The sequence below is a fragment of the Anaerobacillus sp. genome (genome assembly GCF_046314235.1).
Taxonomy (GTDB): Bacteria; Bacillota; Bacilli; order Bacillales; family Anaerobacillaceae; genus Anaerobacillus.
In genome coordinates this window covers 109,447-134,378 of record NZ_JBKBWN010000003.1, presented here as the reverse complement: position 1 = coordinate 134,378, position 24,932 = coordinate 109,447, and the positions used below count along the sequence as shown (strand labels likewise).

21 protein-coding genes and 2 riboswitches are annotated in these 24,932 nt (G+C 35.4%); of the genes, 5 read left to right on the top strand and 16 right to left on the bottom strand.

The genetic code is table 11. The features are described 5' to 3' along the window. Positions 1-66: 66 nt before the first annotated feature. Together ACK4M9_RS04760 and yppF are read left to right on the top strand one after the other, a co-directional pair. Positions 67-1,026 (top strand): polysaccharide deacetylase family protein, encoded by a 960-nt coding sequence (locus ACK4M9_RS04760; RefSeq protein WP_409848453.1) that lies wholly within the window; start codon positions 67-69, stop codon positions 1,024-1,026. Positions 1,027-1,292: 266 nt separating this feature from the next. After that, entirely contained in the window at positions 1,293-1,505 is a 213-nt protein-coding gene (yppF, locus tag ACK4M9_RS04755) for a YppF family protein (RefSeq protein ID WP_409848452.1), read from the top strand. Positions 1,506-1,812: 307 nt separating this feature from the next. Here yppF and ACK4M9_RS04750 read toward each other — a convergent pair whose 3' ends face one another. The 3 genes from ACK4M9_RS04750 to ACK4M9_RS04740 form a co-directional block, all read right to left on the bottom strand. Continuing rightward, positions 1,813-4,119, bottom strand: coding sequence for a glycoside hydrolase family 65 protein (locus tag ACK4M9_RS04750; RefSeq protein WP_409848451.1), 2,307 nt, complete (start codon positions 4,117-4,119; stop codon positions 1,813-1,815). A gap of 75 nt (positions 4,120-4,194) precedes the next feature. Continuing rightward, a complete protein-coding gene (gene pgmB / locus ACK4M9_RS04745; protein ID WP_409848450.1) occupies positions 4,195-4,842 on the bottom strand; it encodes a beta-phosphoglucomutase in 648 nt (215 codons plus the stop codon). Positions 4,843-5,017: 175 nt separating this feature from the next. Further along, entirely contained in the window at positions 5,018-7,009 is a 1,992-nt protein-coding gene (locus ACK4M9_RS04740) for a sigma factor-like helix-turn-helix DNA-binding protein (RefSeq protein WP_409848449.1), read from the bottom strand. Between the two features lie 151 nt (positions 7,010-7,160). Between ACK4M9_RS04740 and ACK4M9_RS04735 the strand changes: the two genes are divergently transcribed. Then, positions 7,161-7,304 (top strand): hypothetical protein, encoded by a 144-nt coding sequence (locus tag ACK4M9_RS04735; protein WP_409848448.1) that lies wholly within the window; start codon positions 7,161-7,163, stop codon positions 7,302-7,304. Positions 7,305-7,694: 390 nt separating this feature from the next. Further along, on the top strand, positions 7,695-7,835 hold the full coding sequence (locus tag ACK4M9_RS04730; RefSeq protein ID WP_409848447.1) for an aspartyl-phosphate phosphatase Spo0E family protein: 141 nt from the start codon (positions 7,695-7,697) through the stop codon (positions 7,833-7,835). A 152-nt stretch (positions 7,836-7,987) separates the two neighbouring features. Continuing rightward, a riboswitch (cyclic di-GMP riboswitch) is annotated at positions 7,988-8,074 on the top strand. Between the two features lie 235 nt (positions 8,075-8,309). Here the strand turns inward: ACK4M9_RS04730 and ACK4M9_RS04725 are convergent. Then, the gene (locus tag ACK4M9_RS04725) at positions 8,310-10,085 is read right to left on the bottom strand and encodes a S8 family peptidase (RefSeq protein ID WP_409848446.1); all 1,776 of its coding nucleotides are present in this window, start codon (positions 10,083-10,085) and stop codon (positions 8,310-8,312) included. Positions 10,086-10,192: 107 nt separating this feature from the next. Continuing rightward, positions 10,193-11,332, bottom strand: coding sequence for an MBL fold metallo-hydrolase (locus ACK4M9_RS04720; protein WP_409848445.1), 1,140 nt, complete (start codon positions 11,330-11,332; stop codon positions 10,193-10,195). 489 nt (positions 11,333-11,821) lie between these two features. Continuing rightward, positions 11,822-11,908, top strand: a riboswitch (cyclic di-GMP riboswitch). 32 nt (positions 11,909-11,940) lie between these two features. Between ACK4M9_RS04720 and ACK4M9_RS04715 the strand changes: the two genes are divergently transcribed. Further along, positions 11,941-12,063 (top strand): anti-repressor SinI family protein, encoded by a 123-nt coding sequence (locus tag ACK4M9_RS04715; RefSeq protein ID WP_409848444.1) that lies wholly within the window; start codon positions 11,941-11,943, stop codon positions 12,061-12,063. 1,009 nt (positions 12,064-13,072) lie between these two features. Here the strand turns inward: ACK4M9_RS04715 and ACK4M9_RS04710 are convergent. The 11 genes from ACK4M9_RS04710 to ACK4M9_RS04660 all read right to left on the bottom strand — a co-directional run bounded on the left by ACK4M9_RS04710 (position 13,073) and on the right by ACK4M9_RS04660 (position 24,739). Continuing rightward, positions 13,073-14,884, bottom strand: coding sequence for an ABC transporter ATP-binding protein (locus ACK4M9_RS04710; protein ID WP_409848443.1), 1,812 nt, complete (start codon positions 14,882-14,884; stop codon positions 13,073-13,075). 12 nt (positions 14,885-14,896) lie between these two features. Beyond that, positions 14,897-16,066 carry a nucleotidyltransferase domain-containing protein gene (locus ACK4M9_RS04705; RefSeq protein ID WP_409848442.1) on the bottom strand — a complete coding sequence of 390 codons (1,170 nt, stop codon included), beginning with the start codon at positions 16,064-16,066 and terminating at the stop codon, positions 14,897-14,899. Next, positions 16,056-16,544 (bottom strand): lasso peptide biosynthesis B2 protein, encoded by a 489-nt coding sequence (locus ACK4M9_RS04700; RefSeq protein WP_409848714.1) that lies wholly within the window; start codon positions 16,542-16,544, stop codon positions 16,056-16,058. The genes ACK4M9_RS04705 and ACK4M9_RS04700 overlap by 11 nt, the downstream gene beginning before the upstream one ends. 6 nt (positions 16,545-16,550) lie before the next feature. Next, entirely contained in the window at positions 16,551-16,847 is a 297-nt protein-coding gene (locus tag ACK4M9_RS04695; RefSeq protein ID WP_409848441.1) for a lasso peptide biosynthesis PqqD family chaperone, read from the bottom strand. Beyond that, positions 16,844-17,779: an aldolase gene (locus tag ACK4M9_RS04690; RefSeq protein ID WP_409848440.1), complete on the bottom strand. Its 936-nt coding sequence runs from the start codon at positions 17,777-17,779 to the stop codon at positions 16,844-16,846. The genes ACK4M9_RS04695 and ACK4M9_RS04690 overlap by 4 nt, the downstream gene beginning before the upstream one ends. 66 nt (positions 17,780-17,845) lie before the next feature. Beyond that, a complete protein-coding gene (locus tag ACK4M9_RS04685; protein ID WP_409848439.1) occupies positions 17,846-18,013 on the bottom strand; it encodes a paeninodin family lasso peptide in 168 nt (55 codons plus the stop codon). Between the two features lie 5 nt (positions 18,014-18,018). After that, on the bottom strand, positions 18,019-19,953 hold the full coding sequence (locus tag ACK4M9_RS04680) for an asparagine synthase-related protein (RefSeq protein WP_409848438.1): 1,935 nt from the start codon (positions 19,951-19,953) through the stop codon (positions 18,019-18,021). Between the two features lie 199 nt (positions 19,954-20,152). Next, positions 20,153-21,370, bottom strand: a complete 1,218-nt coding sequence (gene fliB, locus ACK4M9_RS04675) for a flagellin lysine-N-methylase (RefSeq protein WP_409848437.1) — start codon at positions 21,368-21,370, stop codon at positions 20,153-20,155. Positions 21,371-21,639: 269 nt separating this feature from the next. Next, positions 21,640-21,795: a paeninodin family lasso peptide gene (locus tag ACK4M9_RS04670; protein WP_409848436.1), complete on the bottom strand. Its 156-nt coding sequence runs from the start codon at positions 21,793-21,795 to the stop codon at positions 21,640-21,642. Between the two features lie 14 nt (positions 21,796-21,809). Continuing rightward, entirely contained in the window at positions 21,810-23,753 is a 1,944-nt protein-coding gene (locus ACK4M9_RS04665) for an asparagine synthase-related protein (protein WP_409848435.1), read from the bottom strand. A gap of 197 nt (positions 23,754-23,950) precedes the next feature. Continuing rightward, on the bottom strand, positions 23,951-24,739 hold the full coding sequence (locus ACK4M9_RS04660; RefSeq protein WP_409848434.1) for a class I SAM-dependent methyltransferase: 789 nt from the start codon (positions 24,737-24,739) through the stop codon (positions 23,951-23,953). Positions 24,740-24,932: the final 193 nt, after the last annotated feature.

The following is a 24,932-nucleotide window of genomic DNA, read 5'->3' as shown; positions in this document are numbered from 1 at the left end:
AAAACGTCCACAATAAAGAAAGTCAACTAGGAAAAACAAACACAAATTTGAAGGGGGCGTGAACGCATGGGAAAAAAATCGTATATCAGCTTCCTATTCTTATCAGCCATTTTCATATTCACGGCTTATTCCATCGGAGTAAATCAATCCGCATTACAACTAAAACAAGCGAACGAAAGGTTAGCTTCACTTGAGGAACAACTCAAAATTCAATCCATGAACGAAGTGGAAAATGTCGAACAATTAACTCCTGAGCTAACCGAAGATAACAACGAAAATCAAGAAATCAAACAATTAAAAGAAAAAATTCGCAAACTGAAAGCAGAACTAAGCAAGTCCAGTTCCAACAAAGAACCTGAAAAAAAGGTTTTTTTAACGTTTGATGATGGCCCTTCCCCCCTTACGAATGAAATTTTAGACATTTTAAAGAAAAAAGAAGTACCTGCCACTTTTTTTACGATTGGAAACATGATGGAGCAATATCCCGACATCGTAAAGCGAACATATGATAGTGGACATATGATATTACCACATTCATATTCTCATAAATATTCGATTTATTCCACTTTTGATTCGTTTTATGAAGATCTCAATAAAGTAGAAGAAGTTTATAAATCAATTTTAGGTTTTCAAGCACCCTCGATCGTTAGATTTCCAGGTGGATCTTCAAATCAAACCTCTATAAAGTACGGAGGTAAGGACTATATGCCAAACATAAGTGCAGACCTAAGAGGACGTGGCTATAGTTATGTTGATTGGAATGTAATCTCAGGAGACGCTAGCCCAATTTCGAAATCTCCCGACCAAATGCTAAAACAAGTAATTAGTGGCTCTGAAAATAACAAGTTCGTCGTTGCGTTATTTCACGATATTGCTCAAAACAAAGCAACTGTAAAAATTCTCCCTGATGTCATCGACTATTATAAAAAAAACGGCTATACATTTAGATCATTTAAGGATGTAACAGAAATAGAGATGAAAGAATTGGAAAAACGAGGTATCGTTAACAAACCTGTTGTTAGGTAGCAATATCTCATATCTCTCGTAACTAAGTACATTTACATTGTATTAATAGAATATAATTTATAAAGAAAAAACTTCAAAATTCTCATAAACCTTTCATATTTTGTGTAGATCCCCGAATCCCTAACAGTAACTACAGTTTGTATTTGTAATAACTGATCATTTTTTGTAAATAAATGTCTGAAGTTAAAAAATTCTAAACAAATCAAAACCGTTGTTTCCATGCTAAGATAAATCTAAATATAAGAGTATTGTTAGGGGGAACGGCTATGATCGTAAAAATGCTTATTGAAAGGTATATTTCAGTTAAAAATGTTAAGCCGGTAAATGTCAACCAGCTGCTAGATTTCGCCACTTTATCTTACTTAAATAATCACATTACAATTTATGAGTATAAGCTTCTATTGCACGAACTTATGCTAAGAGGCGCAACAAAACCAGATTATTACTTAGAAGAAGAGACTCCTGAGTTAATTAGTTAAGCTTTCCTTCTAATGTTCTCTTAACTACTTAATACCGTTTTTTCATCAACAACAAAAACTATATTTCATTAAAACCGACATGTGGGCGAAAACCATGCCCCCACCAAATTCAATGAAAGGTCGCTGTCTTCCCCTTCTCTTCGCTGTAACACTCTAACGAATTTCAGAGGCTCGTTCAAGGAAAACCAGCGACATCTTCTAGAAAGTTTTTTTGCTCAAAAACGTTCTTTCATTTAAAAGAAGCAGTCGACGATTGTCAACTGCTTCTTTTTATGTTTTGCAAGAGTATACTTTGCCTAATGTTTACTTAGTACTGAATTGCTAACGTATCATTGCCATCCACTGTATATTTTGTTCCATGGATAATGACAGGTGTCGCTACTTCTGTCTCATTTGTAATTGTAATTTGATCTGCAGAAACTTTGATATTTAATAAAGCCCCTCTGAATACAATTTTAAATGCGAAAGACTTCCATTCACCTGGGATAAATGGGTTCAGGATTAATTGGTCGTTCTTTACCTTGAAGCCGCCAAATCCTTGAACAACACTCATCCACGTTCCAGCCATACTAGTAGTATGACAACCATCTTCAGTGTCATTATTGTAGTTATCTAAATCAAGTCGAGCCGTTCTTAAATACATTTCATAAGCTTTGTCCTTATAACCTAATTCACAAGCTAAAATCGAGTGAACACAAGGAGATAACGACGATTCATGAACTGTCATTGGCTCATAGAAATCAAAATTCTTTTTCTTTGTCTCCATATCGAATTCATCATTTAAGAAATAAATTCCTTGAAGAACATCTGCTTGTTTAATAAAGCATGAACGAAGGATACGATCCCAAGACCAATTCTGATTCAAAGGTAAATGCTTTTGATCCAAATCCTTCACTGCTATTAATTCTTTGTCTAAGAACCCATCTTGTTGTAGGAAGATACCCATTTCTTCATCATATGGATAGTACATCTTCTCAATAATATCAACCCATTTAGTTGTTTCTTCAGAAGTGATATTTAGTTTACCTTGTAATTCTTCAAAGCGTGCTTTATCAGTTTCTTGAAGGTAATCCATGACTGATAATGTATACTCAAGTGTCCAAGCTGCAATACGGTTTGTGTACCAGTTGTTATTAACGTTGTTTTCATACTCATTTGGGCCAGTAACACCTAACATCATGTATTGATCTTTTGCTGGAACATAATTGACACGTTGTGCCCAGAATCTTGAAATTCCGACTAACACATCTAAACCATACTCACCTAAATAATCTTTATCTGCAGTGTAATTTACATAATTGTAAATTCCATAAGCAATCGCACCATTACGGTGAATTTCTTCGAAAGTAATTTCCCACTCATTGTGTGACTCTTCACCGTTCATCGTTACCATTGGGTAAAGTGCAGCACCATCAGTAAAGCCTAGTTTTTCAGCATTTTCAATCGCCTTTTCTAAGTGCTTGTAACGGTATACAAGTAAGTTTCTTGAAATTTTCGGATCAGCCGTACTTAAATAAAACGGTAAGCAATAAGCTTCTGTATCCCAATACGTACTTCCGCCATACTTTTCACCTGTAAATCCTTTAGGACCAATATTTAAGCGATCATCTTCACCAGTGTAAGTTTGGTTAAGCTGGAAAATATTAAAACGAATTCCTTGCTGAGCAGCAACATCGCCTTCAATGACAATGTCACTTTCTTTCCACTTATCTGCCCAAGCTGTAGCTTGTTGGGCCAACATTGTTTCAAACCCTTTGCTTAATGCAACTTGAAGTTGATCCATAGCAACCTTAGATAAAACAGAAGCATCATGATCTCTTGACGTTACATTTGCAGCATACTTGTAGATCACTGTTTCTTTTCCTTCAACTAGGGCATGTGCAAACGTATGTGCAACATACTTTTCTTTCTCACTCACTTCAGGGTTAAAAGCTACCTTTAAACCATCATGAACTAGCTCTGTCTTCATTGTAGTACAAAGCACATATTCAGTTTTCTTCGTGATAACTGTAACTGACGCATGATTAGTCGTTACTTCTTTGGATACTTCATCCCAGAACTTCTCATCGTAGTTAGCATCCTTATTCTTCACGTCTGCATCTAGGTACGAGGTAACTTTTAGTTCACCATTGAAGTTTATAGGCGTAATGGAATAACGGATTGCACCGATTTCTTTATCAACGATACTCACAAAACGTTTAGCATTGATTTTTACTTCTTTCCCACCATTTAAGGTAGCAACGAAAGCTCTCTCTAAATAGCCTTCTTTCATGTTTAACGTACGAACAAATTCCCTTACTGGAACAGTTGCTAAATCAAGGTTCTCACCATCGATTTCTAGCTTTAGACCAATCCAATTCGTTGAATTAAGTACTTTTGCGAAATATTCCGGATAGCCATTTTTCCACCAACCAACACGAGTCTTATCTGGGTAGTAAACCCCAGCCATGTAGCTTCCTTGAAGAGTTTTCCCTGTGTAATCCTCTTCGAAATTCGCTCTTTGGCCCATATGACCATTCCCGATACTAAAAATACTTTCAGAGACTTCGTGGTTTTCTGGATCAAAACCTTCTTCAATAATTGACCATTCATCAAGTTTTAAATACTGTTTCATAGTTTCTTCCTACCCCTTCTATTAATCTGCTTTTAAGGCAACCGTTTGCGCATTTTCCGTTAAAATAAAGGCTAGTTATTTGACTAACCTGTCTAACGTCATTTCTGCTAAGGAAGCGACAACATCATTTGCTCTATGTAGAGTTTCTTTTGAGCCAATCCCAATCACATACATTCCTGCATTAATTGCTGCTTCTACTCCAGCGAAAGCATCTTCAAAAACAACACATTCATTTGGTTCAACACCCAATTCTTTTGCACCCAGTAGAAACACTTCAGGGTCTGGCTTTGCTTTTGAAATGTGCGTTCCATCAACGATCGCATCAAACATTTCAATTAAGCCAATCTTTGTTAAGATTGTTCTCGCATTTTTACTAGCTGAACCAAGAGAGATCTTAATCCCTGCTTCTCTAAGCATCGTTAAAAACTCTGTCGTTCCTGGTAAAATTTCACTTTCATCCATATCTGAGATTAACTCAACATACCAGTCATTCTTCTTCTGTGCTAATTCTTCTTTCTTAGCATCGTCTAACTCAACTCCACCGATCTCTAACAAGATATTCAGTGAGTCCATGCGACTAACACCTTTTAACCTCTCATTATCCTCTTCAGAAAAATCAAAGCCTAATTCTTGGGCAAGTCGTCGCCATGCTAAGTAATGAAACTTTGCAGTGTCAACAATTACACCATCTAAATCAAATATACACGCCTTTATTGGAGTCATAGTGATCCCCCTTTACATTATATATCTCAAACAACTTCATTTTACTCTACAAAATCAGAAAAAGAAAGCGGTTTAGAACAAGTTTTTCTTTTCTGTAACAATATCCCCTAATTTTGCACACTTATTAAATAAAAATAAGGCTTAAGCCTCTCTTCTTTAGCTTAAGCCATATCATTTATTTAAGGTTAATCTTTAAACGTTCATTAAGAAATTCCGTCTTCGAATATCCATGGATAATAAACTTTTCAGGTAACATCGACTCATTCCACTCTTGTTCATTAATATAGATTTCGAGATCCAATTCTGTAGATAAATACTTTAGTTCATATGGCGCAACCGTGTCCATCATTTCTTCATAACTATGATATTGGTTTCCTTGTTTATCAATCCAAATCCCTTTTGTAGAGTGCCCATAGCCTCCATAATAATCGTCCTCATTTTGATGTACACTAAGGTGAAATTGGTCATAACTACGATTGAGATCCACTTCTTCTTCCATTTTTATAAGTATCGCACCATACGGCGTTTTTTCTACCTCTTTAATTGTAATGATCGTATCCAAAAACGAAAACTCCATCGGCAATTGCTCGTAGTTAATCGAAACCTCCAACTCAGTACTATAGTTACTTACCAATCGATCAAAAATAACTTCTAACTCGCTTGGTTGTGCATAATAGAGTGACTCAAATGGAAACATCCTGTTCCATTTTCCTAATTGATCTTCCTCTATAAACCGGTGCAGATAATAATCAGGATAATAAATCTTTTCATTGTCCTCAATATGCGAGAAATGTAATTCATGATACTCATAACCTACTGTTTTATGCGAGGAATATAAATCATAGTCTCCCCGTTCCGTACTTTCATCAATATTATAAAGTAAAAGACTTCCTGTAGGCGCTAGTTCTAGATGAGAAAAGTAAATATTCTCCCCCATAACCTCTACCGTTTGATCAATATCAACCGTAATCGGTTCATATTTCGTAACCGGTACCTCAATCACCCATTCACCTCTAACGTGCTTAATAGCACCAGAATCATAGCCACCATAAAACATATCAATTCCTTTTTTGACTTGTTCAAGAGAATAAAAGCGTACCGTCACAATTTCACTCTGGTTTTTAAGTGCCGGTAAAATAAGGCGTCCTTGATTTGGATATTCAGTTATTCGTCCCCATTGGAAATGTCTTGGCGCGCTGTATGAATCACGGTGGTGCCCTTCCCATATCTCCTTGTCGATAAGTTCAAACTTATTATCCATCATCGTAAACTGATAATCATCTTCTTCATCAACAGCTTCAGTATTTAAATCATGTATTTCGTAATAAAGAATCGTTTGACTATCATCTGCAGCAACATGGGTAATGATAATTTCTATATCCTGATCAATCGCACTCATAAAAACCGGTTCACCATACCCCACTGCTTCTGCGGTCCAAACTTTCCATTTATGTTGAATAGCATCAACCCCTATCGATCCAATCAGGACTGAAATTACCAAAATGAAACTCATAACAGCGGTTAACGAGCGTTGTCGATATTTCTTTCGTTTGATCTGTTTCTCTGTAAGCGGACGGTTCCCCTCTAAAAAATAGGGGGATGGTTTCAAGTTATCCCGAAGGTTTTGCAGTTCTGTGAATACATCGATGAGTTTCTCTAGAATTTGACTACAAACCTTGTTTTCTACTAGTAAATTATTAATCTCTTTATATTCGGCAAAACTTACGAGCCCTTGATGATAATTTAATAAAGTTTGAACGGATAACTGACTTCCTTTCAGTTCTATTTCCTCAGCAACTAGAGCTTCTAACCCTAAAAGCAAATACTCTTCGACATGCTTTTCAGAGATTGATAAATACAGCGCAATTTCTTTAGGACCCATTTGAAGAACATATTTTAAAAATAGGCAATGACGATATGGTGCAGGCATTTTTGCAAGGACATCGGTATGACTGCTGGACAGCTTTTTGCTAAGGCATTTCTTAACATAAGTTAACTTAAACTGTTCTTTATTGAATTCTTCCCCGTCTTTAAAAGCTTTTATCGTTTGTCGCAATAGTTCTTCAATCACGATTTCGTCCTCTATAAACGTATAACCTAGCATGTACAAAAATTGTTTATGCTTCATTGCCCATTGTTTGGCAACTTCATTGTCTTTCGTATTCAAGTGGTGATCTCTCCTATCAATTACAATGATCGACTTTTCTAAGTATGGTGCTTGCAGACAAGTCGGTTTTCTATGGAAATTTTACTGTAACATGAAATTTGAAGAAAAGGGAATAATATGGAATATCATAACATAAAGAGGTGTAAATATCTTGAAACAAACAAAAAAAATGAATGATCGTAGCGAGAAACATAATAAAAACAAAAATAACTCTGAAGTTAAAATTAAATATGACATAATAACGCCAGAGGAACGCGATCCCCAGCCTAAAGCTTACGATGAAATTGAGTACTAAAAAAGCCCGTTTAGAAAAATTAATAATCCTTTTGATCCTTAAATAGCATCTTTCTTAGGTGCTTTTTTTCATTAAATAAATGTCGCTGGATTTCCTTGAACAAGCCTCTAAAAATCGTTAGAGTTTTACAGCGAAGAGAAAGGGAATTCAGCGACTTTTAAAATGTAGAAATAGTGGAGTAGTTCTTGCAGACATTTCGGTTTTCTATGAAAAAATTGTTCATAAGCTTTTGTTAAATACAGAAATCTGTCGAAATGTCAGATAAAGTGACATTTTTTTAGAAATTCACGAGACTGATGACTAGTTTTAGCGAAACTGTTTAATTTTAATGGAATTTGTTGAATAATGGTAACTATCAAACACAGCAGATTTAAGGAGTGACTTGTCAAAATGTTAGCGCAAGTAATTGAAAAAAAACGAATGCAAATGATTTATTTAGCTAGTATTACAGGGATGACGTCAAAAAAGACGATCAAATGCAGTCAAGAGCTGGACGAGCTACTTAACTTAGTTCAAACGATCCCCCAATAATCTTAATTTGCTGTGTTTAAACGTTCTCTTCTTCAAGCTTTACATTTGGTGCTGACAAAAGTCCAATCACCTCGGCTACTCTAAAAAGTTGTTAACACAAAGCAACTTCTATCTATAGTTCATTTCGAGATGAATGCTTAGGGAAGCATCATGGTACGAACAGGCAAAACCATTGAAAAGTGGCGACGCAAAGCTAAAGGGGCTACATTGACATCTCAATATGCCAGCCAGTTTCCGAAAACACGACAAATCTTTTCTTGTAAAGATCTACATTGTTTGAAGATCACGATGATCAATACAAGAAATGATTTAAACATAAAGCGCAAGAAACGTCTTAAAAGAACAAACGGCAAAGTAAGAGGCTGTCCTAACTGGAAAGTGCCAGCCACCTCGTATGTAGATAGTGTGTACAAAGCGACACTCCTATTTACAGTAACACTTCGAGGTGACTGACACTCAGCGGACAGCCTTTTACTATTTTTTTAATTGTTGTAAAGCTTTGACTACATTAATTTCGCCATAACCATAGAATGGGTCATACCCTAATGGACCAATATCATTAGCGGTTGTACGAATAATCTCAGCTACTTCTACATTTGTCAGTTCTGGATTAATCGATCTAATTAAACCTGCTAGACCCGCAACATGAGGGGCTGCCATCGAAGTTCCAGACATCATCACATAAGCATTGTCTAGAAACGTACTTGGAATATGCTCACCTGGTGCTGTAACGTCGATGTGATTTCCATAATTTGAGAAGATTGCTTTATGTCTTTGACTATCGACAGCAGATACAGCGATGACCTCATCATACGCTGCTGGATACATTGGAGTTTCAACATTATCATTCCCTGCTGCAGCAATTAAGACAACATCATTTTTATAGGCATAGCGAATTGCATCATACATAATTCTTGAATTAAATGTATCACCTAAACTCATGTTGATCACTTTCGCTCCATGATCTGTCGCCCAACGAATGCCATTTGCCACCTCAAAAGCTGTTCCTTCGGCGTCTTCATTTAACACTTTGACTGGTAAGAGCGGATTAGACCAGGAGACACCTGCGATACCTGTAACATTGTTTGTCGTCGCAGCTGTTATTCCGGCAACGTGAGTCCCATGACCATGTTCATCAAAAAATTCACCATCGTCTTTAAAGGCATTGTATCCATATAAAATACGATCTTTTAAATCTTCATGGTCCGGATCGACACCACTATCTAAAATAGCGATTGGGACATCTTCTGTACCACTTGTGATGTTCCAACCAATTTCCGCGAAGATTTGTGATAAATTCCATTGATACGGTTCGTAAAATTCATCATTTGGAATTTGCTCACCTTGACGTCTTATAAACGGTTCTTGTGTTTGTTTCGTATAAAAATAATTAGGCTCAACGGTTTCAATCTCTTCTAACAAGCTTAATTCCGAGACAAGTTGCTCAGTTAATCTTGTTTCATCACGAACAACATAGTATGGACCACCATTTTTAACTAACGTTAATGGTGATGATCTTATCCACTCTTCTCCGTTTACTCCCTCGGCAAAACTAATAATAACCTCATGCTCAACATAGTGTTCATTATCATCTAGCGCTTGTGGTAAAGACTGAATGCTAATTTGCCACCCTAGTTCTGGAACTCTCTCTGTTGCTACGGTTGGACGGATGCCCTCGCCTTCAAATTCAAGCTCGGTTTGTTCCCCACCGATAAAAAAATTCCCATTAGCGTCAACGACATGCGCTAAATCTCGAACATATTTTTTTACGAATGATAAATTCACTTCTCCTACCACTTTTTTACCGTTAGCAGCAGTGCAGCCAACGAGCATATATTCATTTCCGTTTTTTGTATAAGGATCTGAGCTCTCTAAGCCCTTGTTTGTATGACTAAGGTTTTGTAAATCTTGCTCATGAAGTTCTCCAGCCATATGTTCAATTTGGCCATCATTCATAATCGCAAACGCCTCAAAATGATGATGATTAATCATTTCTTCTTGGAACTTTTCGTAAAGTTCTTCATTAGAGAAATCCTGTTCCCCCCAGCGAAGTAGCTGATTTTTCAGCTGATCAATAAACATTGATGTAGTTAACGATAAATCCTTTGCCATTACTTGATCGAGCGCTTTTTGCTGCATCATTACCATCTGACTTTGCCCATGATACTCCTCAGTTTCATGATCATTGGCATACCAAATTGCAATTACACCTATCATAACAATACTAAACATCGTTGCTAAACGACGCATATTAACGACCTCCTAACGTATTCTTCAATACAATTAGGATGCACCTACTTTTAAATTTAATGTAGAAATCAACGAGCAAATCAGTGCTCTTTGATTTCACAACGTGATCAACGAACACACGCCAACCCCTCAGCCTTAATATCCTTCAATCTTCCTTCTCCAATTCCATTAATCCGACTAAGTTCATCAATTGATTTAAATGGACGTAAATTTATTAATTGCTCGGCACGTTCCTTGCCAATATGAGTAATTTTTAATAACTCTTCAATAGAAGCGTTGTTTATATCTAAACACGAAGATGTTGCTATCTCAGGCTTTTGTTGTGACTGATCTAGTTCAGTTTTTCGCTCCTTACTCGTCAATTGATCAGCATTTATTGTATAGGCAAGACCATCAGTTGAAATGACAATTGTTCCATTTTTGATCGTTCCATACATTGGAATGTGCAAGGTACTAAACAGTTCAATTACTTCTTGATGTGGATGTCCGTAGGAATTATCAGCACCTGCTGAATAAATGACAATTTCAGGATTCACTTCCTTCACAAACTTTTCTGTACTAGAAGTGCTCGAGCCATGATGTCCTAACTGAAAGATATGGGCATTGATCGCTTCTTTTCTGTCTAGCATCGCGGCTTCTGTTTGCTTTTCAGCGTCTCCAGTCAACAATATCGAAATGTCACCGTAAGTGGCAACTAAACTAATGCTACCATCATGAAGGTCTCCTGTTAGCTCGACTGGATTAACTACACGTATATGTAATGAACCAATGTCAAATTGCTCACCAGCTCTTGGCTCATAGTATTCAACCTCGTGCTCAAAAATCGCATTAAGGACACGTTCAAAAATTTTTGAAGTATGAGAGTCGCCACTCATCCAGACCTCCTTCACAGGAAAAGCTTGCATCACTTTATCCATTTGTCCAATGTGATCAGCATGCGGGTGTGTTCCAATAAGCAAATCCAATTCTTTCACACCAACAGATGTTAAATAAGGAACAACATCATTTCGGTCATGCCGCCCTGCATCAATTAACACCGTAAAATTAGGTCCTTGTAAAAGCGTCGCATCCCCTTGGCCAACATCGATAAAATGAATCGTCGCTTCACCCGAAACAGTAGTTTCATTCGTCAAAGTTACATTTTCTGGAAGATCACTACAACCTACTAAAACAATACAAAGAACAAATGAAACTATCATCAATTTAGCTCTAACTTTTAAAAATTGACTACTAAATAAAATTTCCATCTTCCCCTTTCATTCAATAAAACAGCTTTTACTAGAATAACAAAAAACAATTAAAAAAGTTAGTTAATAATAATTAGATTTTTTCTACAAAGTTCTAAAAATCTTAAATTTTTCGCACTAATTATAATGTAATGTTAGGTGTTTTCTTTCGCTCTTCTATTATTGAGTCCTTTGTCCTAAAATATGTTTATAAAATTTTACAATCGATCCATTTCCTATAAGAAGTTTTCGACAATAAATTTGTTATTTTTCATTTTTTTAAACATACGATATTGGCGATATATCTATTTTCAGAACATTCAATAAAATAGGAGTTAACAATTGTCGATAACTAGGTGTAAAGACCTATTGAAACAGGATTTTTTTACCTTATTTTGTCATATGAAATTTGAAAATTCTTCCACGATTCTACACAAAAAAACTAGTTCGAGCCTTATACTACAATAGTAGATGAAAGAATAATAAAAAATACACTAATTTTTCTAAATTTTCAATAAAAGGCAAATCTATTGAAAGATAGGGACGCAAAGTCACAGGTCTAAAGTTGGTTTCAACCATGACGGCTGGACTGCTTGGGGTACGGAAAGTATTTTAGGAGGGAACTTTGCTTGGAGCACATTTCATTTGAAAACTTGGATCAGGAATGGGTAGAATTAATCAAAGAGGCGATGGTGATTGGAATTAGTACGGATGAAATAATGGAGTTCCTCTTGATGCACAAAAGATATTAGGAAAGTAAAAAATCGTCTCAGTGCTTACAAATACATAAAACCAATAACAGAAAATATAAAGTGGTTGCTTCTTTTATAGAGCAATCACTTTTTTCTTTTCAGTTATTTTGAGTTGGCAAGGATAATCCCAAAGCCAAATGCATAAATAGAAATTAAGGAAAAAGTACGTTAACCAAACATCCATTTATGTTGTTGGCTATTGATTACCTTGACTCACTAGGAAAACGCTCAACAAGAGGAGGTCTTCAGAATGTTCTTTTTTTTCAAAAAGTTTGATCAAAAAAACAAAAAGGACCTATCATCGCTGTTTATACGTCTATAATTATCACCTTTATAAAGACTGTCTTGATAATCAGACAAGAATCAAATACTATAAAAAAGCTGCTTATCATATTCGAAAAGCGCTCATGTCTGAACCTGGCTCTACTTAAGACTACTTTCCTTTTTCTAAGCCTTATCAGGTTCGAACTCGGCTCAGGTTCGGACTACTTTTCTTCTTCTGAGCATAACCCTGTCCGAACCTGGCTCTGCTTCAGACTACTTTCCTTCTTCTAGGCCTAATCAGGTCCGAACTCGGCTCAAGTTCAGACTACTTTTCTTCTTCTAAGCCTTATCAAGTCCGAACTTGGCTCAGGTTCAGACTACTTTTCTTCTTCTAAGCATAACCCTGTCCGAACCTGTCTCTTCTTCAGACTACTTTCCTTCTTCTAGGCCTAATCAGGTCCGAACTCGGCTCAAGTTCAGACTACTTTTCTTCTTCTGAGCATAACCCTGTCCGAACCTGGCTCTTCTTGTTAAAGGTATTAGCACGAAAAACATCTTTGCTACGGTAGATATAGTTGGATAACCTCACAACATATTTTAAATTTCCGATTGGCTTGGGATCTAAACCAGCTAAAAACCAAGGCTGTTGTAGAAAACTTCATTCAGAATAAAATGCATGAAATCAGTTTCAAACCATGATTTCATGCATTTTCTATTTCCAAATTTTGAAGCGAGAGTATTCTACTTATGTCCCAGCCTCTTGTGAATGGACTAGTTCCATTTGCTTACTAAGTAAATTGCTAAACATACTGCGCTTTTCCTTGGCAAGTTGGCTAAATCCACCTTGCTGAATAATCTCACCTTCATTTAAGACAACTACTTGATCGGCATTACGAATTGTTGATAAGCGGTGTGCGATCACTACAATTGTCATCTTTCCTTTTAGTCTTTCTAACGCCTCTTGGATTTTTGACTCGTTTTCTGTATCTAACGCACTTGTCGCCTCATCTAATACAAGAATCGATGGCTTACGTAAAATTGCCCTAGCTAAAACAATCCGTTGCCTCTCCCCACCTGACAAGCGAATGCCACGGTCACCAATTAGTGTATCAAGTCCTTGTGGTAACTTATGAACAAATTCAGCAGCTGAAGAAAATTCCAACGCTTCCCACATTTCTGCTTCACTTGCATCCGGTGCAACTAATTGCAAATTCTCACGAATACTTTCATTGAAAAGAAATGGATCTTGTGGAACGTAGGAGATCGCTCTTCTTAATGAAATCAGATTCTCGCTTGTTAACGGAACCCCATCGATAAGCAGTTCTCCACTTTCAGGTTGATTTAGCCCCATTAACAAATCAATAAGTGTACTCTTCCCTGCTCCAGATGGGCCGACGACCGCGGTCATTTGATTGGCAGGGACGAAGATGTTGATGTTTTTTAGGGCGTATTTATATTCTTTAGGGTTGTAGCGGAAAGAGATATCTCTACACTCCATCCCCCTATTAATCTTTAGAGGATGGATATTTTCTTCATTCATTGTAAATTCTCTTGCAATCTTACACTCCTCTTGCAACGCTATCACTGCTTTTAACGCTGGGATCGTTGTGGCAATTTGTTCTAAAGAAGCTTGGATGCCAGCCACTCTTGGCCATAGCCTAGAAAAAATAACGATAATTAGCATTAGCTGAGCAACTTGAGCGTTAAACAGGTTAACTGCTAAAAATATAAAACCTGCAATTAAAACAGATGAAGCTATTTTATAGTACAATTGTGATTTTGTTTTTAACCTCGTATACTCAATTTGTTCTTCTTCCATGCTTTTCGTGACCTTATGAAACCACTGCATTCTTGTTTCTTCTAATGTATTACTTTTAATATCTTTAATTCCATTAATTTGATCTGTTATTCCACCTAAATAACTTTTCCCAAGCGTAAATTGGCGGTTTCCAAGCTCTAAAGATCGTTTTAAAAACTTGCGGTTAAATAAGAGAAGAATTAACCCAGAAGCTAAGACAAATCCTGTAATCGTTGGTGACAACCAAAAAGCTAAAATAATTTGGATACATGTAAAAATTAACGAAGCAAGAAATTGTAAGAAGGAGTGAGTACCAGCACTGGCACGAGCAATTTCAGCAGACATTAAATGGACCAAATCAGATTTCCTATTCTTTATGAAAAAATTCCAATTCGCATGGAGTAAAGCTTCATACGTTTTCATCCGAAGATGTCTAAAAAAACCGTGTTGAATGATAGATCCTTTTATAGCTATCTGTCGTTGGAGTAAATTTTGACCTATAACTATAAGGACGAATATCCCGAGGATGACAGGCAACCCTACTGAAACTGGAATTGACTGGAGAAAATCAAAAATACCTACTAATGGTGTTCCAGTGGCATCAATATCAACAAGCCCACTCATACTTATCATTGGGATTAATAGTAATATCCCAACTCCATCTAGTAAGCTAATAAACAGCATCGCTAGGAGGTTAATATAAAGAATTTTACCAGCATAGGCATGGATTTGTTTTAAAAAGTAAACAATGTGTTTCATTTTTATTGCCTCCTAAGATAACGCATGCTTCCTCGTTTTTCGCCAGACCCATAAAAAAGGACGTAGTGGAAAATATAATAAATGTAATTTTTTCGGTAATGGTAATGTTTCAGCATCCTCCGGATAAGGATACAGAAAACTTAAAATAAATAACATTTTTTGCTGAAATGACATTAAGGAAAATAAGTACCTTTTATGATAACGGGACACATCTTCAGGAACAGGATCTGTATGCAAATTCACCATTTTTTCTAGATAAAACATTGTATCCTGAGCTAACTTCTTTGGTCGTTCACCATGGATTAGCTGTTCCACTTCTCGAGTGAGGATAGTATTAAACAACTGTGATGCTAAAATAATAGCTTTCCCTGCCACTTGTTGATATTGGTATTTCGTAAGTATTTGAGCTAGTCTGCTAATGTTTAAATCTTGTTGTAGAAGTTGATGAATATCCTGCAACCACCGCAAACGCGACCAACCATGACGAGCGCCATGTGTAATAAGAAAGAGAAATAAATCTTCTTTCCCTAAATAATAAACAGGTTTTGTTGTTAAAGTACTCGTACATTTATGCTTCCATAGCTCATCAAAGGTTTGTTCTTTCCCTGGACCAGGGTGTAAACGCCAGTGAATTTCTAGTTTAATCCCCTTCTGAGCATGATAGTATGTAACATGATGATGCCGCCAGCGCCAATCGTTAAGTACCGTCTTAATGTAATCATCCTTCTCGTAACCAAGATCAACTAGAAGCGCTTCTGCTTCGTCAAGCTTTTCAATAGGAATGAGAAAATCTAGATCACATGAAGTACGAAGCGATAGGTCACCATATAACGACTGTGCTAGTACTGGACCCTTTAAGAAAATAAGACGAATATCTTGCTTCAAAAACAGTTCGCTAACCGTTTGCATTTCTCCGCATAGATGAAGCATTTGAAATGTATTCCTCTTATAATGGTTGCTTAGCGTTTGAATGACATAATTCGGAATATAGGGGCAATCCACCTGTTTAAGTTTTGAGTAGAGAATGGGATAGAGACGATGATGAATGGAAAGCTTAATCAACAAATCCCAGTCAATACCTTCGAATGCTGCCTTTTGACCTTCTTCTTTTTTTAACAAATCTAAGATGAGGGATAATTCCTTTGGTATAGTTGTTGTATTTAAAGAGAGATTATCCACCATTATCGTTTACCCCTTTAGTTTGTGACTCTGTCATTTTCTTAGCAAATTTACTAACAACCGTAAATTTTTCCATGCCTTCAGAACCGGAAACATAGAATGGTCCACTGCGCAGCCAGGCATGTGCGATAAGCATTCCTTTTTCATCTTTAGCGGTTCCCAAATAAAGAGTGCTTTCAATCCCACGTTTTTCTAACATTTTCATTGCGGCAATAGCTTTTACAAGGCATTGACTTTCCCAAAATGTATATTTGCTCATCATATGGATCGCATTTGACACACTTCTCAGCGTTTCTTTGTTAGCATTTATCAGTGTCGACGAGGTTTCTTCCATTTGTTTGCCTAATGAAGGGGCAAGCTTAGCGAAGGGTAGCAGCTTCAAAAATCGCGCCCATGCTAAATTTAGATACGCTTCTAATAGCAATAACTTTGTTTTTCTATCAAACTTTAAAAATATCTTTAGCTTATTTAACATGTAAATAATCCCCTATAATTCTTTAACTTCAATTAATCCTTCTTCGGCCAATAATCCAAGAAAAGATAATACTTGCTCTTGGCACATCGATTGTTCTACATCATATAGAGAAGTAAGTGTAGCTATCACCTCTTCAATTGGGATAGGAGTTTGAATTAGCTCCCAGATTTCACCACCAATATCACCTAAATTATAGTATTTCCCCTTGGCAATGCTTAACATCACTTTTTCACCGTCCATATCACTGACGATATTGCCAGTGCCTTGGCACACAGTATTACTCAAAGAAACTATTTGATTTTTAATCATCCAACACTTACCTCCTTAGTAATAGTAGAAAGGATCACTTCAGTTAGATCGTGGGCCGTAAATTTAGAAATCGGCCTCTTAATCTGATACATTTCAAGTTTATTTAACATCTTAGCTGAAGTGTTAAAATGCCACTCCATCAAACCAAGAGGGCTAATGAAAAAATTACGGTACGTATGGTAATATAAAGTATGGAAGCGTTGAAGGTCCTTAATAGGTTTAATATCAATCTCGCTGCTTTCCGTTTTGGTTAATTCAATAATTCCAGCTAGTGGCAGGGCCTCATTTACAAAGTGATCCGAAACTGGGATGGCAAACTTCGTCTCACGATCAATTATTGGCCTGTAAAGATCGGATTGCATTCCAAATGCATCTAAACTCTCAATCCATAACTTCTGCTGTGGGTACGCCGGTGTTACTATTGGAATGTTAACTTCGTTAAAGGAAACGGGTATAACATCATCACTTAGTAACTGATAACCCCTACTTAAAAAAGCGGAAGCTAGCGTCGATTTGCCAGCACCTGAATCACCGACGATGGCATACACCTTTCCATTAATAGCTACGGCACTACCGTGCAATGGCAGAATTTTACGCTGCATTAAAATAGCACCCATGCATGTTCCGAGAAGATATAAGCGGATATGGCCTTCTTGTGCTTCCTCAAATGGTGATACGTAGATTGTGTTTCCATTTTCTATTGAGAAAATAGCTGTTCCTGGCATGCGAAACATGATTAGATTCTTTTGATATAAAAAATAGTCTTCTGTACCTTCACTCAATTCCTCCCACATGTTCTTCAAATCAGCTTTAATTATCTCAATATCACATATTTTTTGCTCATCAGCTATCAATGACAGTTCAGGAAGCACTAATTCACTTAGAATATTTAGCCCGAAAGCTTGATAAAAACTCATATACTTTTCTTTCATTATCTAGTCTCCTATTTTTTTAAAGCCCTTATAGTTTTAGAATATAAGGGCGTTTTTTTAAATAAATTAACTTAATAAGTCTGGGTTTGCACAAGCCTTGTTAATCTTTCCATCTGGATCAATGGTTGGATGTTGACTAGTACAATAGCTATCAGCTTGAGCTTCACCAGCTCCACCCATTGTCATACCTACGTTAAGAGCTTTTAGTTCAGGTTGCTTCCAAGTTTTTTTCATAATTATCACCTCCTTTCAAGATCTTTTATAAATCGATATATTACTAAACTCCTAGTTAATATTCTAAAATCGCTTTCAAATACTAAATCAGGGCGTGGCTCTTTTATAGCCTTTAGTGCATCCTTAATTAATTTAACATTTAAAATTTCTGACATCATAGAGTCCCTGGTGAGCATCTCGATTTCCTCAATAAATACATTCCAAACAGGTAACATTCGATTAATTAAATCTGCTGATTGTACACCACGAACTTTGTAATTCATCCGAACTTTATCAGGAAGGTAACCCTTGGTTGCCCTACGTACTAAGGATCGATCCAATCCTTCAATTGAATATTGCTCTTCAGGAACTGCTAAGCAGAAACTTATCACACGAATATCATTTGAAGGATCTCTATCCCATAAAGAATAGCGTAAAGATAATTTCGTTGTAGCTACACCTGTTTTATTCCAAGTATGAAGCTGCTCAAAATGACTTTTTCTATAATCGGTTTGATTATAGAAATTACCATACTGGTCCATACCATATTGCTGAAGCTTCTCAAATACCTTAGTTTTAATTGCAAAAGTTGAATTAATTAACAAAGGTGGCCTAACTTCCTCTTCCTTATTTTTATTTATCAGTTGAGAAAAAGCTAATCTTGCAACAGCAGGAATCATGACTGACTTCCCAGTACTATAATTGTTACAATACAAATTAAGTTGATTATAAAGCTTGAAAAATCGAAGCTTTTTAAATAAATTTGCATAATAGTCTAGAGTTATCGACAACGAGCCCCAAGAAATTGAGTGATTGCCTCTTGCTCCATTTAATAGAACCTTTATACCTTGCTGTTGTGCACTTTCATTTATCCCTTTCAGCCATACTGTATTTTCAAAGAATTTATAAGGCATCTCCATAATAGCTAGAAAATCATCTAACTCAGAGTAAGAGTCCTTTCCATTGAAAGGTAAATATTGGTCTTGAATATTTCCTACATGGTCTACCGTAGCTCTAATAAATGGTCTCTCATCAGCAATAAAGTACTTAGAGGTCCAATCGTTAAAATTGTCTGTTGGAATATAACTAAAAGTATGTAACATCTTATTTTCTTTTTTTAATTCTTTCGCTGCAACGCTCACCACTGAACCTGAATCAAGACCGCCACTTAATTGAGCGCCTACTTTACCATATGTTCGTAACCTGCTCCTGACGGCTGTTTTAAATACATCACGAAACATTTCTTCATATTCATAGTTATTTTTTAGTCTTATTTCAGATTGCTCACCAAGATTACAATACCTTTTGAATTTTACATTACCTGAAATAACAGTAACCGTATGTGCTGGGGGGATTTGATTAATGTTTTCATATACAGTAGCAAACATATCAACTGCCTCAACCATATTGGGTATAGCAATAAATTCTGCAAGCCATTCTTCGCTAATTTTTTTTTCTACATAGGGCAATGTAAATAATGGTTCTATAATTGTTGAAAAAGCAAATAAGTTGTGATGAGAAAAAAAGTAAAGTGTTCTTGCACCAGAAAAATCTCGGGCACCAAATAGTTTCTTTTGTTTTTCGTCCCAAATCATAAAAGCATAATCACCAATTAAATGTTTAACTACATCTTCTCCCCATTTTTCATATGCCAGTAATATCAAATGACTATCAGGGAGGTCATTAATATGTATGTTTAACTTTGTATAAAGTTCTTCCCTATTATCTATAATCGCATCAGCTGTAATAACTAATTTTCTCTGATAATCAAAATAAGGAACTTTCTCCCCTATAGCCTCTGGTGTGATCCACTGATTATGGCAACCAAGAAATACTGAATCCTCTATCCATACTTGCACATCATCAGCAGGGTATTTATTTAATACCTTCATCATATTACTAACATGATCAGAAGGAACAGGCTTATTATTAAAATGAATGATACCAGTTATTGCAGCCATTTCTCTCCTCCTGTTGTAATTATCGAGTTCATTATAAAGAACAAACAGAATAAAAAAATATATTCCACGAATTTTACTAACTCTTCCGTTCTTTTTAAAGAACGATATATTTAATTTATACCACCTTTATTAATTGGTGTCAATAACTTGGCAATCTATATTTTTTTCATAGGCAATTTAATAGATATTATCCTTCAGGTCATATCAAAACCGACACGGACTCAAAAGATGTTATCTCATTTTCTTTTAAGAAATCGATAAATTTACTAGACTCATTATAAGAGTGTTCAATATTTCTAGAAAAGGATTGAACTAATGTTATTATGTGTTGTGTATTAAACTGATCTTCGTAACGATTCATTAGGCCAATTAAATGAAACTTTATTAAAGCATAATGTACAATTAAGATCATATAATCCTCTAACAATCCTTTTGTTACCGGAAATAAATTCTTAAAGCAGTAATTAACTAAGTAGTTTTCCAATATGTGTTCATACTTGTCTGTTAACTTGCTAGAGTGATAGTTGAAAATGTCTACACTTTCTTGATTTAAGTTACTCCCGGTGTATTTTAATCCTTCCAATGCTTCCAGCAAACAATTTAAATAGCGCTTTTCTTTAATTCCAGTAAAGATACTTTTATCAATTAAACCTCTTATTAGTGTTACTTGAGCTTCAGTTGAGAAAGATGATGCGTTCCCCCCCTCTCTTCCTTTATAACAAACTGTGATATGTTTGAACATCTCTATTTGGTATTGAATATTCCCATCAATACTATTCACTAACGATTTGTGAACTTCTTTTAGGAATTCCCCTAATTTAATTAGCCTACTAGATAAAGATAAATCTCGATTTTGTAATATATTTATACTGATTTCTCTTAACTCTAAAAAGTAATTTCTTTCTCTTTTTACTCCTTGCAATTTAACTGTATTTATTTTTCCGTTTAATAATTGTTTTCCCCCTATTTCTTCAAACATTTCATCAAACCTTATTCCCTCTTCATTTAAAAGGACCTTACGTGCTGCCTCGGGGCATGATAGAGTAAGGGATTTTTCATAATTTCCATTTACAATATTAGAAATACGAGGAAAGGCTGCGCAAATATTTGGTAGAAATTCCTCACCTTTTTCTTTATGTAAGGTACATAACCTGTTTTCACTAAGAAGTGGACAAAAAGATTGAGAGTTCAATACAATTTCAGCATAATTTTCAGAATTAGAATTAGAGGATTTTAATAATTTTACATGTTGTGAAAGTGAAAGGTTATTTTCATTATCATCTTCATCTAATAATCTATTATAGGATTTTTCATCAATTGTTATTTGCCAACCAGAGCAACATGTATCCTCACAATCAGCTCCAATGCATGAAAAGTCTCTCATGTACGTTGGTGTTAGTACCTTTTTTTGTTCCATTAGCTATCCTACTTCCCTCATTTTTTTCACGTTAAAACGTTCTTTAAAACATACCTTATGCTTAACAGTTAAAACAACAATCATTTCTGTTTCATTTTTTTATTATGAAGAACTCAACTGAATTGGTTTTTAGGATTTATGTAAACTAATCAATAGATAAAAATATTCTTCATTAAGCTTAATTATAGTTACACCCTTATATGCATGATATAAGGGTGTAGTTTTAGTATTTATATATTTTTTTACATATTAGTTAAAATCTCAAAAAGTTAGCTTGTAAATCGATTCCAAGTACCTGGATCATTAGGGTCAACACTTTCACCTGGTACATAAGCTTCATCCGTATAAGGTCCGGATACAGTTGATGCGGCTGTTTTACTAACCTCAAGTACTTCTAATTGGGGTTTACTCCAAAGTTTTTTCACTAAATCACCTCCTTTCAATTTAACTTTTTCAAAAATTTGTATACTACCAAACTACGCATTAATACCTTACTATTAGGATCCAAGACGTATTTGGGGCTTACACCATTTTTAACATTTTGGCAGGTTCTTAATATTATTTCATTGTTTAAGTAGGACATTACCTGTTTATCATTAATCATTTCCTGTACGGCCTTTAGAAAACCATTCCAACTAGGTATCATTCGGTGAACCCAATCTGCACCCTGCACGCCACGAATACGTTGATTTAAACGGATCTCATCTGGTAGTAAGCCTTTTGTCGCTCTTCTTACTAGTGCTCGATCCATCCCGTTTTTAACATATTGCTCTTCTGGTAATGCTAGACAGAAGCGAACGACTCTAAGATCATTCGTAGGGTCACGTTTCCATAAGGCATGTCTCAATGATAGCTTCGTTGCTAAGGTATTGCTTGCATTCCAGTGAAAAACATCGTCAAAATGTCTTTTTCTCTGTTTGTAAATATTGGACTCTGAGAACCAACCTGATTCATCGATTCCATACTTTTTTAGCTTGTTAAAGACATCTGTATGTTCTGCAAACTCATGAGAGATAAGTCTTGGATTTCTATATACATGGTCTTTTGAACTTAATAATGCAAAAAGATTCGGAAAAGCAACTCTGGTAATGACGGGTAACCTTCGTAACCTAGCTCCACCTACATTTTGACTATAGTGGTTCAACTCTTGATATAAGCGTAGCCATTTAAATCTTTTTAATAATATAGAGTAGTAGTCAATTGCCGATCCCCATGAAATCGTTAAATTTCCCCTACCTCCATTTAATAAAATCCCAACGTTTTCTTCTTGAGCTTTTTCAAACATTCCCTTTAACCAGAAGGAATTCTCAAAAAATTTATATGGCATTTCCATTACATCTAGGAAATCGTCTATCTCTGTATATGGATTTCTGCCTTCGAAATTAAGGTAGTGGTCATTAATACCACCAACATAATTTACTGTACTTTTAATAAAACTTCTCTCATCTGGTGTAATGTGACTAGGGGTAAAATCAACAAAATCATCTGGAGGATAATAGCTAAATGTATGTAATTTCTTTTTTTTATTTCTTAAGGCTCCTACTGCAAAGCTTACGATTGAGCCAGAATCCAGTCCACCGCTCAACTGAGCACCAACTTGTCGGTTTGTACGAAGTCTTGATATTACAGCTTCTTGAAAAATTTCTTGAAATGCCTCTACATATTCATAGTCAAATTTCAGTTTTAGTTTAGGAGCAGAAATCAATTTACAGAACCTTTTCAGACTCACATTTCCTTTAATAATTGTAATACTGTGTGAAGGTGGTAACTGTTGTATATTTTTGTAAGGAGTAATTGAGCCATCTACAGTATCAATCATCCCCGATATCGCTAAGAATTCAGCAAGCCATTGTTCGTTTAGCTGCTTTTCTATAAGAGGGAGGGACAACAGTGACTCAATTGTAGTACCAAATGCAAATAGCTTTAGGTCATTATAGTAATATAAGGTCCGACTACCCGAGAAATCTCTTGCTCCAAAAAGTAGTTGTTTTCTTTCATCCCATATCATAAACGCAAAATCACCTATTAGATAATTCGGTGACTCTTCTCCCCATTTTAAATAAGCTAATAATATTATCTGACTATCAGGCATGGCTTTCCTAAGTGACTTTTCAATGTCTAGTTTATCAAAAAGTTCTTTGCGATTATCTATAATAGCGTCGACTGTAATGGCTATTCCCCTATCTTGATCATAATAAGGTAATTGTTCGCCAATTGACTCAGGTGTAATCCATTGGGCATGACAACCAAGGAATATGGACTCCTTAATTAACGTCTTACTATCCTGTGCTGGAAATTTTGCAAAAGATTTCATAATTCTCTTACTATGATCAATAGAGACCGGTTCATTATTAAAGTATTGTATGCCAGCAATTGCACTCATTAAGTAAAACCTCCTAAAAAAAACGGGAAACAGTCCTAAATAAAGATCAAAATCTTTGTAAAATCTAACAAAACCACCTTTTATGTTCTTTTTAAAGAACGAGATAGTATTAAAATACCACCCTATAAAATAAAAGTCAACTAGCTAAAAAGATTATTCCAAGAGGTATTATTCTTTTCTAATGAAATTTCTAATATTTATAATTTAATAAAAATACTTTTTTGTGGGGGGGGATTTTTAATTAATTCACCCTTTTTGTCAAATACAGGTGAATGATAATCACTTTGATTATAATAACCTAAAGATTTGTAATTTGAAGCTAGCGAAGTATCCTCAAATGAATACTGTGTATAATGAATAACCATTAACCCCTGTGGCTTAATTATTTGATCGAACTCAATAATTTGTTGTTCAAATTTATCAAAAGGATAGATTTTTTTTAGATTAGTAATACCTTTTGCTGCAATATCATGTGGTTTTCTTTGCAATACAGCCATACAAAAAATCGCATCGAAAGGTCCGTGCTTTTTGATCTCACTGTGTGAAGAATATAAGAATGAGATATTTTTGTCGACAGGAAGTTGTCTACAGATTGCTAAACTTTGCTTATTAATATCTGCACCTATTAATTCGGCATCGGGAAAGTATTTACGAAGAGTCAATACTTCTTCACCGGTAGAACAACCATAAGAAAGTATTTTCAAGTCTTGTTTTCCATTAAAATAGTTTTTGCATGCTGAAAAAATTGCAGGGTAACGATCCATAAAGGTAAGAGGAGTTGTTTGATGTACCTTGTTAGGATGGAGTAGTTGCAATAGAGCAAGAGAACGAAAATCTTTGTCTACACATATTCGTTTGATAGTTTGTGTTGCGTTCCAAATAAAACTCAAAAATAGGAGACTAAATTTTATTATTTTATTTTTAGAATGACGGTATTTTTTAACTGTTTGCTTTGCTGTACCGAAAAACGTAGTTTTAGCATTCATAAGACTTTCCCCTTTAATGTAACTATGTTATTTAAAATAAATATAACATCGTTCTTTATTAAGAACAAGTGTTAATTTTTGTTCTGATTTTTATTTATTTATTTTTTTCCTTTTTCCAAATCTTCATTCTTGAAAATAGGAATAACCTTAGCTCATACAGAACTAAGGTTAAAGATATTTACTCACATAGTAA